This is a genomic window from Rhizobium sp. NZLR11, assembly GCF_019685115.1.
In the GTDB taxonomy this organism is placed as follows: domain Bacteria; phylum Pseudomonadota; class Alphaproteobacteria; order Rhizobiales; family Rhizobiaceae; genus Rhizobium.
This window is the reverse complement of record NZ_JABDWD010000022.1, coordinates 53,519-65,745: the sequence shown is the minus strand read 5'-3', so window position 1 is coordinate 65,745 and position 12,227 is coordinate 53,519. Positions and strand designations below refer to the sequence as shown.

The window sequence follows — 12,227 nt, the reverse complement described above, 5'->3', positions numbered from 1 at the left end:
CCCTGTGTGCGTCGTATCTTCAAAGGACGCTCCAACTCGTGGAGGACAACACTCAAAGAGGAGAGTCAGGATGTCCATGTTCAGACTGCCAACGATCACTCTGCTGGCCTTGCTCGGTGCCGTCGGTGCCATGGGCATCGCCTCCGCCCAGACGAAAAGTCCAGACCCGGCCCAGTCTGAGGCTAAACCCGAGGCGGACGGATCGGAAATGATGCCAGGCATGATGGGCCGCAACATGATGCCATCTGGCATGTCCCCAGGAATGCGCATGATGGGGCCAATGAGCGGTCATATGGTGAAGATCATGTTTGCCATCGCTGATAGTGATGGGGACGGCGCAATTTCTTTCGAAGAGTTGACCGCGATCCATAAACGCGTCTTCGACGCGGTTGACGCAAGCAATGACGGCAAGGTTACGCCTGAGGAAATGCAGGCGTTTATGCAGGACAGGTGATTGGAGGCCCGGCATTTGACGGCCGTTGCATGGGAGCCACCGCCCAAAGGAGACTTCTCATGACCTACACGTTCGATAGAACCCTGTTGGCGACCCGTTTCGAAGATGCGGTCGGCAGGACGAAATCCGCTCTCATCGGCACTCGCGGATCGAAAGCTACCTTGATTCGGATCAATCCGACGGACGCCCTACACGCCTAGCTTTGCCGCTTCCCGTCAGGGGCGAAATTCCCAGTAAAACACGGTGTCGGTCGCGAACAAAAGGCCGGCTGGAGAGCGATCATGCAGAAGCAGTCCTCCTCGCAAACGAGGCAGCATATCGAAAAGTACAAGGCGATCCTTGACCAACGCCGGCGCGAGCTGGAAACCCGCCTGCAAGCGATCGAGCATGATTTCGAAGAGCCTCGGAATCCTGACGATAATGATCGTGCCACAGAGCGAAATAACGATGAAGTCCTGGAAGAACTCGGCGAGGCTGGACAAAAGGAGCTCCTCGCCGTCCAAGCGGCGTTGGACCGGATTGAAGCCGGAACTTTTGGCACATGTGTGAAATGCAGCATGCCGGTCGGCGAGAAGAGGCTTGGCGCAGTCCCCCACACACCTTTCTGTCAGTCTTGCGCTCAGTCGTTTGAAGCCTGAGTTGCAAGGTCACCATGTTCATGAAGCGCTATCTGATACCGGGCCAGCTCAGCCGGCGCGTGCGCCGATGAGCAATTCATGAGCGTCATCGCGACCGGGAGGATGCGTTCGACATCCCTCCGTAGTACCGCGCAAGCCCGAACACGCTCAGGCGGTGCGGGAACTTCTGTAGACCGAGACACCCAGCTCCCTGATCTTCTTGCGCAAGGTATTGCGGTTGAGACCGAGAAGATCGGCTGCTTTGATCTGGTTGCCGCGCGTTGCCGTGAGCGCGGCGAGGATCAGCGGATATTCCATTTCCGTCAGCACGCGGTCATAGAGGCCGGGCGGCGGCAGGTTTTCACCGAAGCCTGAGAAATAGGTGCGCATGTTCTCCTCGACGGCCTGGGCGATCGTCATCGAGCCGTTGCGGATCGGACCCTTGTCGATCGGGCTGTCGGGCACATCGGAGCGCAACTCGGCGTCGATGATCTCGCGGGTGATGACATCCTGCGGATAGAGCGCCACCAGACGGCGGATGAGATTTTCCAGTTCGCGGACATTGCCCGGCCAGGCATAGGCCTTCATCAGTTCCAGCGCTTCCTGATCGAAGCGCTTGGAGCCAAGACCTTCCTTTTCGGCCTGCTGGATGAAATGGCGCACGAGATCGGGAATGTCCTCGGCGCGATCGCGCAGCGGCGGCAGGCGCAGCGGCACGACATTGAGGCGGTAATAGAGGTCCTCGCGGAACAGGCCCTGATTAATCGCCTGCTTCAGGTCCTTATTGGTGGCGGCGACGATGCGCACGTCGGTGCGGATCGGCGTGCGGCCGCCGACGGTGGTGTATTCGCCCTGCTGCAGCACGCGCAGAAGCCGCGTCTGGGCGTCCATCGGCATGTCACCGATTTCGTCGAGGAAGAGCGTGCCACCTTCGGCCTGCTCGAAGCGGCCGGTCGAGCGGGTCTGCGCACCGGTGAAGGCGCCCTTCTCATGGCCGAACAGTTCCGATTCGATCAGGTCACGCGGGATCGCCGCCATGTTGATCGCCACGAACGGGCCGTTGCGGCGCTTGCCGTAGTCATGCAGGGCGCGGGCGACGAGCTCCTTGCCGGTGCCGGATTCGCCGGTGATCATCAGCGTCAGGTCCGTCTGCATCAGGCGGGCGAGAACGCGATAGATTTCCTGCATCGCCGCCGAACGGCCGACGAGCGGCATGCCGTCCTGCATATCGTCTTCGAGCTTGGCCGGCTTGCGCTTCGGCTCGGAGAGCGCACGGCCGATGATGCCGATCAGCTCGGTGAGATCGAAGGGCTTCGGCAGATAGTCGTAAGCGCCCTTTTCCGAGGCCTTGATGGCGGTCATGAAGGTGTTCTGCGCGCTCATGACAAGAACGGGCAGGTCGGGACGCGCCTTCTTGATGCGCGGCAGCAGGTCGAAGGCGTTTTCGTCCGGCATCACCACATCGGTGACGACCAGATCGCCCTCACCCGCCGAAATCCAGCGCCAGAGGGTAGCGGCGTTGGAGGTGATGCGGACGTCATAGCCGGCGCGGCTCAAAGCCTGGTTGAGCACGGTCCGGATGGCCGCATCATCATCTGCAACGAGGATCGTAGCTGTCATCGAGAAGGTCCTGTCGAGCTTGCTATAGAGGCGTCCTCGAGCGAAGCGTCCTTGGACGCCGGCATGAGAACGCGGAATGTCGTGCGGCTGTTCTGGCTGTCGCATTCGATGATGCCGCCATGATTGCCGATGATCTTGGCGACGAGCGCTAAGCCGAGGCCGCTGCCGTTCGGCTTGGTGGTGATGAAGGGATCGAAGAGATGCGGCAACAGATCGGCAGGAACGCCGGGGCCATTGTCGTGAACGCAGAATTCCAGCGGCAGCGAGATCTTTTCGCGCGTGCCGGCAACCGAGAGACGGATGCCGGGCCGATAGGCCGTCGTCAACATGATCTCGCCTTCCGGCCGATCACCGACCGCTTCGGCGGCGTTCTTGACGAGATTGAGGAAGACTTGGACGAGCTGGTCGCGATTGGCATAGACCGCCGGCAGCGACGGGTCGTAGCTCTCGGTGACGCGGATGTTGCGGGCAAAACCGGCCTTGGCAACGGCCTTCACATGATCGAGCACGGAATGGATGTTGACCGGCATGCGGTCGACGGGGCGTTCGTCGGAAAAGACTTCCATGCGATCGACCAGCGAGACGATGCGGTCGGTCTCGTCGCAGATCAGCCGGGTCAGCGCCCGGTCTTCGTCGACCGCAGACTGTTCGAGCAGCTGGGCAGCACCACGAATGCCGGAGAGCGGATTCTTGATTTCATGCGCCAGCATCGAGGCGAGACCGGTCACCGATCGAGCAGCGGCGCGATGCGTCAGCTGCCGGTCGATCTTGTCGGCCATTGAGCGTTCCTGAAAGACGATGACGACGGCGCCGGGTTCGCTGAGCACCGGGGCGACATAGAGATCGACGAGCTTGTCCTGGCCGAGGCGCGGCGAACTCAGGTCGACGCGATATTCGTTGACCGGGGCCTTGCGCTCGCGCACCTGGTCAATCAGGGCAAGCAGCGGGCTGCCGAAGGGAATGAAGGTCGAGATGCGGTAACGCGCCAGATGCGGGGCGCTGGCACCGAAGAAGGCCTCCGCCTCCCAATTGGCGAAAACGACGAAACCGGATTCGTCGACCATGACGACGGGGTTCTGGATGGCGTTGAGCACGGCCATGGCGACGGTCCCGCCGGCGTGATCGGGCGGAGAAGTCATATCCTTCGTCATGCCGCCTCCCGGCTGTCGACAACAGTTGATGCCAGCGCCTCGTAAAGGCGCGCGGCCACCTCGCGCGGATCTCGTGAGGTCATGATCGCTGCCTTTTCGCCACCGGTGAGATCAGCGGCGAAACGCTGGAGATACCAGCCGAGATGCTTGCGGGCATGGCGGATCCCCACCGCCTCGCCGTAGAAATCGAGCATCATCGCGTAATGTTCGACGGCGACATCGGCGATCTCCTGCCGGTGCGGCTCGGCGCCACCGGCGATAACGCCGGCATGCCACGGCCTGCCTTGACAGCCCCTGCCGATCATGACGGCATCGGCACCGGAGCGGCGCAATATTTCCTGCGCGTCCTCTGCAGTTTCGACATCGCCATTGGCGATCAGCGGAATGGAGATCGCCTCGCGGACGGCGCGGATCGCATCCCAATCAGCACGGCCTTCATAAAATTGCATGCGGGTGCGCCCATGAATGGTCACCAGCCGGATGCCGGCCGCCTCGGCGCGGCGCGCGATGTCGGGCGCGTTGATGGAATTTTCATCCCAGCCGAGGCGCATCTTCAGCGTCACCGGAATGTCGACGGCCCTAACCGTCGCCTCGATGAGGCCGAGCGCATGATCGGGATCGCGCATCAGCGCCGAGCCGGAATAACCGCCGATCACCTTCTTCGCCGGGCAGCCCATGTTGATGTCGATGATATCGGCGCCGTGATCGGCAGCGATCTTCGCCGCCTCAGCCATCCAGTGCGCTTCGCGGCCAGCGAGCTGCACCATATGCGGCCGGAAGCCCGTGGCCCGCAGCCGCGACCAGGATTCGGCGGTGTCGTTGACCAGTTCGCGGCTTGCCACCATTTCGGTGACGACGAGGCCGGCACCGAAGCGCCAGGCGAGCTCGCGGAAGGGCATGTCCGTGACGCCGGACATCGGCGCCAGCACGACGCGGTTCCGCACGGAGACGGGTCCTACTCGGAAAGGCGCTGCGAGGTCCTTGGAAATCAAATGATTATCTTTCGGGCATGCTGTGGAACTGCATGATTTTTAGCCATTGTTCCCCGGCTTGCCAAGGGGGCTGGGATCGAAATCGATATTTTTCGGGCAGATGCTGGAAAAGGCCAAAGCAAGACGTTAGAGCACTCGGGTCAATTCCGCATATTTTAGGGGATTTATGCTGCAAATGCCTTCTAAGCAACCGATATCGGCTGGAATTGTCATCGTTGCCGCCGGCCGCGGCGAGCGTGCAGGCTCCTCAAAGGAAGGCCCCAAGCAATATCGCATGATCGGCGGCAAGCCGGTTATCGTGCATACGCTTGAAAACTTCATGACATGGGAAGCGGCGACCGAGATCGTCGTCGTCATTCATCCCGATGACGAGGCGCTGTTTGCCAGAGCCTTTCGCCACATCATCTCGGCAACACCGATCGAAACGGTGCATGGCGGCGCGACCCGGCAGCAATCCGTGCTGGCCGGTCTCAGATATCTCAAGGACAAGCAAATCAGCCATGTGCTGATCCACGATGCCGTGCGGCCGTTCTTCGACCACGTGCTTCTCGACCGCATTACCGAGAGCCTCGGCGACGGCGCGCAGGCGGTGCTGCCGGCGATCCCGGTCACCGACACGCTGAAACGCGCCGACAGCGCCGGCACCGTGCTGACGACCGTTTCGCGCGAGCACCTCTACGCGGCGCAGACGCCACAGTCCTTCGCTTTCGAAACGATCCTTGACGCGCATGAAAAGGCGGCGGCGAGCGGGCGAAGCGATTTCACCGACGATGCCTCTATCGCCGAATGGCTGGGCATTCCGGTGACGATCGTCGAGGGCACGCCCGATAACGTCAAGCTGACGGTGAAGAAGGATATCGCCATGGCCGACGACAAGCTGTCGACGTCACCGCTTCCCGATGTGCGCACAGGCAATGGGTACGACGTGCACCAGCTTGAAGCAGGCGATGGCGTGACGCTCTGCGGTGTGTTCATTCCGCATGACCAGAAGCTTAAAGGACATTCCGATGCCGACGTCGCGCTGCATGCGCTGACGGACGCGCTGCTTGCCACCTGCGGCGCCGGCGATATCGGCGATCATTTCCCGCCATCCGACCCGCAATGGAAGGGCGCGGCGTCGCGGATCTTCATCGAGCATGCCGCCCGGATCGTGCGCGATCACGGCGGCACGATCATGAATGCCGACGTCTCGCTGATCGCCGAGGCGCCGAAGGTCGGCCCGCATCGCCAAGCCATGCGGGCGAAACTGTCGGATTATCTCGGTATCGATATCGAGCGCTGCTCGGTCAAGGCGACCACCAACGAGACGATCGGCTTCGTCGGCCGGCGCGAAGGCATCGCGGCGATCGCCACGGCGACCGTCGTCTATCGCGGGAGGAAATGATGAGCCTTTTTCCTCAGGATATTCTGTCGGCGGCGGAGACGATCATCCGTGACTTCACCACCGCCGGGCTGGTGATCTCGACCGCCGAATCCTGCACTGGCGGATTGATCGCCGGCGCGCTGACCGAGATATCGGGCTCCTCGGCCGTCGTCGACCGCGGCTTTGTGACCTATACCAATACCGCGAAGATCGAATTGCTCGGCGTGCAAGCGGAAACGCTGCTGCGCTTCGGGGCGGTGTCGGAGGAAACGGCGCGGCAGATGGTGCATGGCGCCCTCTTCCGCTCGCGCGCCGCAATCGCCATTGCCGTCACCGGCATTGCCGGCCCTGGCGGCGGATCGCCCGAAAAACCCGTCGGCCTCGTGCATCTCGCCGCCAAGTCACGCGCCGGCGCGCTCATCCATCGAAAGATGCTCTATGGCGATATCGGCCGCAGCGAGGTTCGGCTGGCAACCGTCCGGACGGCGCTGGAAATGGTGCACTCGCTCCTCGCCGGCTGACGACACCTTCGACGGTCGCCGCGTCAGGCCGTCGTGTAGATCCGGTTTGCCCTGGTCTCGAAGGCTTCGGTGAACATGCGGAAGGCGCGGTCGAACATCGAGCCCATCAACGCCCCGAGGATGCGGCTCTTGAACTCGTAGTCGATGAAGAAATCGACGGTGCAGCCGCCGGTCAGCGTCTCGGCGAAATGCCAGCGATTGTCGAGATATCTGAACGGACCATCGATATATTTGACCTCGATAACGTGCTCGGCCCGGTTCAGCAGCACCTGGGTCGTGAAGGTCTCGCGGATCGCCTTGTACCCGACCGTCATATCGGCGACGAGCAGGATCTTGCCGTCGCGCTCCTTGCGGCTCCTGATGGCCAGGGCTTCGCAGAGCGGCAGAAATTCCGGATAGCGCTCGACATCGGCAACGAGGTCAAACATCTGTTCGGGTGTGTGCGGGACGGGACGGTGCGTTTCGAATTGCGGCATAGGCGGCAATTAAGCGGGCCGGCCGAGAAGATCAAGAAGCTCGCGCATCTGACGACGGGATTTTAGCTGAAGAATTGGCATGCCAGCGGTGCGACTTTCTCGTCGCAAGCGCGGTTCCGGGATGCCTAGTTTCGTTCTCAGCGCCCATACCACATGCGCCAGAGCAACCCGTCGCTGCGGATGAACTGATGGAATAGTGCCGCCCAACATGGGTGAAGAGCAGCGCGAGCAGTAGATTGGCCCCAAGCCCATGTGGCAGGCGCGGTGAATAGAGGTGGAAGTCCGGCAATTCCGTGCCAGCTCCGAATATGGCTTGCACCGCGCCGCTCAGCGCGATCATGCCGAAACCGCTCGCGATCATGCCGAGGATGACGACATAGAGGACAAGATGAACAACGCGCGCCAACCGCTCTTGCCACGAGGGTGCCCCCTTCGCTCGCAGCGGTTTCTTATCGAAAAGCGACCACCAGGCGATGCGACACACGGTCAGCAAAAGAACCATGATCGCTGCTGGATATGCACGCGGAGAAGCGCCGCCTTTGCGAGCGGCTCGACGGCATTTCCGGCTCGGAAACCGGAGACAAGGGCAACGAGCAAGACTATCGCGGTCAGCCAATGCATGGTGACGGCGATTGTGCCGTAACGATCAGTCGTGCTTTTCCGCACCGATTTCTCCTTCGAGACTGTGCCGCAGCGTCATCATAACGCGATGCGCGGTTTGGATTTCGGCAAGTGAAAGTCCTCCGGCCATGGCGTTGACGCGCGGATTGTAGGCAGCGATCGCGGCATCGTAAGCTTGCTGTCCTTTCCCGGTCAGCACGACGAGTTGCGCCCGCCGGTGATGCGGGTTGGGTTCGAATTCGACCAGCCCTTCTCCGTACAGATCATTGACGATGCGCTGCACGTTCTGGCGGTTGGCACCGAGGTCCCGGGCGAGCCATGCCACCGGCTGCGGCCGATCGGCATGCACGATCGCCCCCAATATCTGCCAGCGTGCGCTGGTCAGCCCGTAGGGCGCAACTAGTCGGTCTCCCCAGATCAAGGTCAAGTTGTTCACCCGAAACATCGAAAGGATCAGATCCGTCAAGGCCTCGCCTATCGGGGTTCGCGTCGCTTCATCCATCTGTCACCATATGTCGTTATTGACATCATCATGCCAAGTTAATATGTATGCATCACACCAGATTGACATCATTATACCAATATGAAGGAGTCTTAAATGACGCATATGCAACCACTTGACGAGAATTTTCCGATCCAGCGCCAGCTCGATGTCGATGCAGCCCCGGTCGTGCTGATCAATCTCGTCACGCTCGACCCCGCTGATGAGTCGCGCTTCCTCGAAGTCTGGAGCCGTGACGCTGATTTTATGAAGCGATAGCCCGGCTTCATCTCGACGCAGCTCCATCGCTCGGCCAGAGCATGGCTTATCTGAACTATGCGGTGTGGGAATCGAATGAAGCATTCCGCGCTGCGTTCAATCATCCCGACTTCCGCGCCCAGGTCGTCGCGTATCCGGCATCCGCGGTTGCAAGGCCGCACCTGTTTCAGAAGATCGCCGTAGCCGGCATCTGCACAGCTTGAGCATCATTAGAAGGAAGCTACCACATGTCACTGCTGTTCAAAATCATGGCAATCGCCGGTCCTGCGGGGTTCGGGGGCGTCATGCTCGCCATCGGCATCATCCTTGGCGGACACTGGAAGAGCCTGCCTCCCGCCGATTTCCTTGACTCGTTCGGCAGGTATGGCGGCTTTATCCAACGCGCCATTCCACTCGTCGTGATCCCAACGCTGATCGGGGTGGCCGGCATGCTCTGGATCGACTGGAGCAATGCGGCAACGCGCAACCTCTGGCTTGCCGAGGCGGGCTGTATCGCCGCTATTCTCGTGCTGACGATGGCCTATTTTGTGCCTAGCAACGACGCTTTCGGCGCGAAGGCGGTGGCCGCCGACCAGGTTTCGGCGAAGCTCGACACCTGGCTGTTCGTTCACAACTTCCGCATCGCCCTCGCCTTTGCTGCCTCTTCGCTCGGAGTGTGGGCCATCAGCCGGTGAAAGGAAACGCTCATGCGGTCACGTTCCTAAGCACTAGTAGCGGCGAGCCGGCTAGCCGCTTCGCGTGATCTTATGACAACAGTGGAATTTGCAAGCCCATAGTCCCGAAGGGCGGCCTCGATCAAGGGGACCGCATCCCGCTCGAAATTCCAGATATAGGTGAGAGCATCCAGCGAGAGGCGTTCAGGGCATCCGGCGGGCAGTTCGGGACGGTTGCGCCCAAAATAACGAAACGCTCTTGAGACGATACCGTAGAGGCATGCATATCTTGGCGGGCGAAGCCAAATGACCGCATCGGCGCGTGGCAGGCGGAGATGGAAGGAGCTGAGGCCGGTCCCATCCATGATCCAGCGTTCCGCCGCCGCGGCAGTGGCGATCAGGCGGTCGATCTCGTCGCGCGGCCTCTTTCTCCAGCCGGGCAGCCAATAGAAGTCGCGGTCCATGGAGATGTAGCCAAGGTCGAGGGCTCGCGAAAGCCGCTTTGCGAGCGTGCTCTTGCCGCTGCCGGGGCAGCCGATCACCAGGATACGGTCGGCGCTTCTGACGATTTCCGCCGGACGATCCGGATCAACGACATGGATTGGCATGGATTTCGATTTCTGTTCCACCGGGTGATTGCCCTGACGATCCTTAATCTTGCCGATATAGTATAGTTATGGCACGCTCCAATAAGATTGCTTGCCAGACCGGACTGCTGAACCTATATGTGGGGCACCCAATTATGGGTGGTGGCGCACATGAGCTTTTTGACAGAACATTTCATCACAAATGCAAAAGATATACTTTTTGCCGGGAACACACCTCTAGACTATAAATTTCTACAGTCCGAATTTTTGTTCGACCACCGATTGAAGAGCAGACAATTCCTCTGTGATTTGCTTCCTAAGGGTGGTGTCGGCGCTGAGCTTGGCGTGTTCACCGGATTGTTCTCGACCATTCTGCTCGACCGGGCCAGACCGAAGTCCGCCTATTTCGTCGACCCTTGGTGGTTGATTTTCGGAAATCGCTATCCGGACTGGGGCATTTATACCGCCAATGGCCGGTTATCGACTAGGCGTGCCCACGATGTGGCTTCGCGACGTATCAAAAAGAATGCGCATGGCGCAAGCGTATCGGTGCATGTGGCCTATTCAGTACCCTTCCTTGAGCAGCTTCCCGACGACCATCTTGACTGGGTCTATCTGGATTCTTCGCATTCCTATGCTGGCACGGCCGAGGAGCTCAAAGTGCTGAGGCGTAAGGTAAAACCGGGCGGTATTGTCGCCGGTGACGATTGGCACGACACTCTCGGGCATACCCACAGCGGCGTAGCTGTCGCCGTTCGCGAGGCAGTCGGGGTTGGCGCGTTCCAGATGATCGGCAGCTACCCCGCGCTGCAATGGGCGATACGCCGACCCTGAGGCCGGCTCTTACTCGGCGGCGATCAGCAGCTTCTTTTCGCGCGCCGCTCTCAGCCGGGCGAAATCGTCGCCGGCATGGTGGGAGGAGCGGGTCAGCGGGCTGGAGGCGACCATCAGGAAGCCCTTGCTGTAGGCGACGGTCTCATAAGACTTGAACTCGTCTGGAGTGACGAAGCTTTCGACCCTGTGATGTTTGCGGGTCGGCTGCAGGTACTGGCCGATCGTCAGGAAATCGACGTCGGCGGTGCGCAGATCGTCCATCAGCTGCAGCACTTCGTTGCGCTCCTCGCCGAGGCCGACCATGATGCCCGATTTGGTGAACATGGTGGGATCGAGTTCCTTCACCCGCTGCAGCAGGCGGACCGAATGGAAATAGCGCGCGCCGGGGCGAACCGTCAGATAGTTGCCGGGCACCGTTTCCATATTGTGGTTGAAAACGTCAGGCTTGGCGGCGACGACGCGTTCCAGCGCACCAGGCTTCTTCAGGAAATCCGGCGTCAGGATCTCGATCGTCGTCATCGGCGAGGCTGCGCGGATCGCCCAGATCACCTTTTCGAAGTGTTCGGCGCCGCCGTCCTCCAGGTCGTCACGGTCGACCGAGGTGATGACGACGTGGGATAGGCCCATCTCCTTGACCGCCTTGGCGACATTCTCCGGCTCGGCCATATCGAGCGCGTTCGGCTTGCCGGTGGCGACGTTGCAGAAGGCGCAGGCGCGAGTACAGATCTCGCCCATGATCATGAAAGTGGCGTGCTTCTTGTCCCAGCACTCGCCGATATTCGGGCAGCCGGCCTCTTCGCAGACGGTGACGAGCTTGTGCTCCTTCACGATCGCGCGCGTCTCGGCATACCCCTTGGAGGTCGGCGCCTTGACGCGGATCCAGTCCGGCTTGCGCATGACTTCCGTATCGGGCCGATGCGCCTTTTCGGGATGGCGCACGCGCTTGGCGTCAGGATTGATCGTGTCGAGAATGGTCACCATTGCAGTATCAGCTTTCTACCGCTCCTTGCGGCAAATCATCCGGATCTAGCGCCGCACGAGCCGCGCCAGGAATATCAGCAGGCAGGCGCCGAGGAAACCCGTCACGAAGTAACCGAGCCGCCCACCGACCACTTCGACATCAAACTGCGCGAGCACGGCGCTGGCGACGACCGAACCGACGATGCCGAGCACGATGTTCAGGAAAATCCCGTATCGCGCTTCCATCAGCTTGCCGGCGAGCCAGCCCGCAAGTCCGCCGATGATGATTGCCGAAATCCAGCCGACACTTTCCATTCTGCCCTGCCCTTCAGTTGCGCCTCAAGCGACCGCTCTGGCGATCAGCACCACGATGATGGCGCCGACGGTGGCGTGGATGATCTGCACCACCAGCGCGTTTTCAATGCCCAGCGAAATGCCGAGCGCGCTGAACAGGTAACCGCCGACGAAGGCGCCGATGATGCCGCTCAGCAGGCATCTTATCAAGCCGCCGCCACCGACGACCAGACTTGCGAGGAAGCCTGCAACGAGGCCGATCAGCAAAAACACCAGCAACGCCTGCGTCTCCATAGACATGATAATTGCCTTTCGTTTTTTCCA

At 60.8% G+C, this 12,227-nt stretch carries 16 protein-coding genes and 3 pseudogenes; 8 read left to right on the top strand and 11 right to left on the bottom strand.

Annotated elements, in window-relative coordinates:
• Positions 1–70 precede the first annotated feature (70 nt).
• From HJB83_RS28375 to HJB83_RS28365, 3 genes are all read left to right on the top strand, one after another.
• The gene (locus tag HJB83_RS28375) at positions 71–454 is read left to right on the top strand and encodes an EF-hand domain-containing protein (RefSeq protein WP_405048960.1); all 384 of its coding nucleotides are present in this window, start codon (positions 71–73) and stop codon (positions 452–454) included.
• Positions 455–513: 59 nt separating this feature from the next.
• The gene (locus tag HJB83_RS28370) at positions 514–654 is read left to right on the top strand and encodes a hypothetical protein (protein ID WP_221150348.1); all 141 of its coding nucleotides are present in this window, start codon (positions 514–516) and stop codon (positions 652–654) included.
• Between the two features lie 81 nt (positions 655–735).
• On the top strand, positions 736–1,092 hold the full coding sequence (locus tag HJB83_RS28365; protein WP_207584114.1) for a TraR/DksA C4-type zinc finger protein: 357 nt from the start codon (positions 736–738) through the stop codon (positions 1,090–1,092).
• Between the two features lie 147 nt (positions 1,093–1,239).
• Here the strand turns inward: HJB83_RS28365 and ntrC are convergent, their stop codons facing one another.
• From ntrC to dusB, 3 genes are read right to left on the bottom strand one after another with little or no spacing between them, the layout of a single operon-like run.
• Positions 1,240–2,691 carry a nitrogen regulation protein NR(I) gene (gene ntrC, locus HJB83_RS28360; protein WP_207584113.1) on the bottom strand — a complete coding sequence of 484 codons (1,452 nt, stop codon included), beginning with the start codon at positions 2,689–2,691 and terminating at the stop codon, positions 1,240–1,242.
• Positions 2,688–3,842, bottom strand: coding sequence for a nitrogen regulation protein NR(II) (locus HJB83_RS28355; RefSeq protein ID WP_207584112.1), 1,155 nt, complete (start codon positions 3,840–3,842; stop codon positions 2,688–2,690). Before HJB83_RS28355 ends, ntrC begins: the two co-directional genes overlap by 4 nt.
• The gene (gene dusB, locus HJB83_RS28350; RefSeq protein ID WP_221133049.1) at positions 3,839–4,834 is read right to left on the bottom strand and encodes a tRNA dihydrouridine synthase DusB; all 996 of its coding nucleotides are present in this window, start codon (positions 4,832–4,834) and stop codon (positions 3,839–3,841) included. The genes HJB83_RS28355 and dusB overlap by 4 nt, the downstream gene beginning before the upstream one ends.
• A 166-nt stretch (positions 4,835–5,000) precedes the next feature.
• Between dusB and HJB83_RS28345 the strand changes: the two genes are divergently transcribed.
• Together HJB83_RS28345 and HJB83_RS28340 are read left to right on the top strand one after the other, a co-directional pair.
• Complete coding sequence (locus HJB83_RS28345; protein WP_221133048.1) at positions 5,001–6,218, top strand: bifunctional 2-C-methyl-D-erythritol 4-phosphate cytidylyltransferase/2-C-methyl-D-erythritol 2,4-cyclodiphosphate synthase; 1,218 nt, start codon at positions 5,001–5,003, stop codon at positions 6,216–6,218.
• Positions 6,215–6,718, top strand: a complete 504-nt coding sequence (locus HJB83_RS28340; protein ID WP_207584109.1) for a CinA family protein — start codon at positions 6,215–6,217, stop codon at positions 6,716–6,718. The genes HJB83_RS28345 and HJB83_RS28340 overlap by 4 nt, the downstream gene beginning before the upstream one ends.
• A gap of 23 nt (positions 6,719–6,741) precedes the next feature.
• Here HJB83_RS28340 and HJB83_RS28335 read toward each other — a convergent pair whose 3' ends face one another.
• The 4 genes and pseudogenes from HJB83_RS28335 to HJB83_RS28325 form a co-directional block, all read right to left on the bottom strand.
• On the bottom strand, positions 6,742–7,194 hold the full coding sequence (locus HJB83_RS28335; protein ID WP_207584108.1) for a type II toxin-antitoxin system RatA family toxin: 453 nt from the start codon (positions 7,192–7,194) through the stop codon (positions 6,742–6,744).
• Positions 7,195–7,203: 9 nt separating this feature from the next.
• Positions 7,204–7,275 (bottom strand): annotated as a pseudogene (locus HJB83_RS34360) (AAA family ATPase); the annotation flags it as partial.
• 181 nt (positions 7,276–7,456) lie between these two features.
• A pseudogene (locus HJB83_RS34795) lies at positions 7,457–7,696 on the bottom strand (cytochrome B); the annotation flags it as partial.
• A gap of 144 nt (positions 7,697–7,840) precedes the next feature.
• Positions 7,841–8,317, bottom strand: coding sequence for a MarR family winged helix-turn-helix transcriptional regulator (locus HJB83_RS28325; RefSeq protein ID WP_207584107.1), 477 nt, complete (start codon positions 8,315–8,317; stop codon positions 7,841–7,843).
• A 96-nt stretch (positions 8,318–8,413) separates the two neighbouring features.
• On the opposite strand from HJB83_RS28325, the pseudogene HJB83_RS28320 reads away from it, so the two are divergent.
• Together HJB83_RS28320 and HJB83_RS28315 are read left to right on the top strand one after the other, a co-directional pair.
• Positions 8,414–8,778: pseudogene (locus tag HJB83_RS28320) on the top strand (antibiotic biosynthesis monooxygenase family protein).
• Between the two features lie 24 nt (positions 8,779–8,802).
• A complete protein-coding gene (locus HJB83_RS28315; RefSeq protein WP_207584106.1) occupies positions 8,803–9,249 on the top strand; it encodes a DUF1772 domain-containing protein in 447 nt (148 codons plus the stop codon).
• Between the two features lie 26 nt (positions 9,250–9,275).
• On the opposite strand, the gene HJB83_RS28310 is transcribed toward HJB83_RS28315, so the two are convergent.
• Positions 9,276–9,836: an AAA family ATPase gene (locus tag HJB83_RS28310; RefSeq protein ID WP_221133047.1), complete on the bottom strand. Its 561-nt coding sequence runs from the start codon at positions 9,834–9,836 to the stop codon at positions 9,276–9,278.
• A 150-nt stretch (positions 9,837–9,986) separates the two neighbouring features.
• Between HJB83_RS28310 and HJB83_RS28305 the strand changes: the two genes are divergently transcribed.
• Positions 9,987–10,649 carry a class I SAM-dependent methyltransferase gene (locus HJB83_RS28305; RefSeq protein WP_246762746.1) on the top strand — a complete coding sequence of 221 codons (663 nt, stop codon included), beginning with the start codon at positions 9,987–9,989 and terminating at the stop codon, positions 10,647–10,649.
• Positions 10,650–10,658: 9 nt separating this feature from the next.
• Here the strand turns inward: HJB83_RS28305 and lipA are convergent, their stop codons facing one another.
• From lipA to HJB83_RS28290, 3 genes are read right to left on the bottom strand one after another with little or no spacing between them, the layout of a single operon-like run.
• Positions 10,659–11,630 (bottom strand): lipoyl synthase, encoded by a 972-nt coding sequence (gene lipA / locus HJB83_RS28300; protein WP_221117263.1) that lies wholly within the window; start codon positions 11,628–11,630, stop codon positions 10,659–10,661.
• 45 nt (positions 11,631–11,675) lie between these two features.
• Entirely contained in the window at positions 11,676–11,924 is a 249-nt protein-coding gene (locus tag HJB83_RS28295) for a GlsB/YeaQ/YmgE family stress response membrane protein (protein WP_207584103.1), read from the bottom strand.
• A 24-nt stretch (positions 11,925–11,948) separates the two neighbouring features.
• Positions 11,949–12,203 (bottom strand): GlsB/YeaQ/YmgE family stress response membrane protein, encoded by a 255-nt coding sequence (locus HJB83_RS28290; protein WP_003539329.1) that lies wholly within the window; start codon positions 12,201–12,203, stop codon positions 11,949–11,951.
• Between the last annotated feature and the right edge of the window lie 24 nt (positions 12,204–12,227).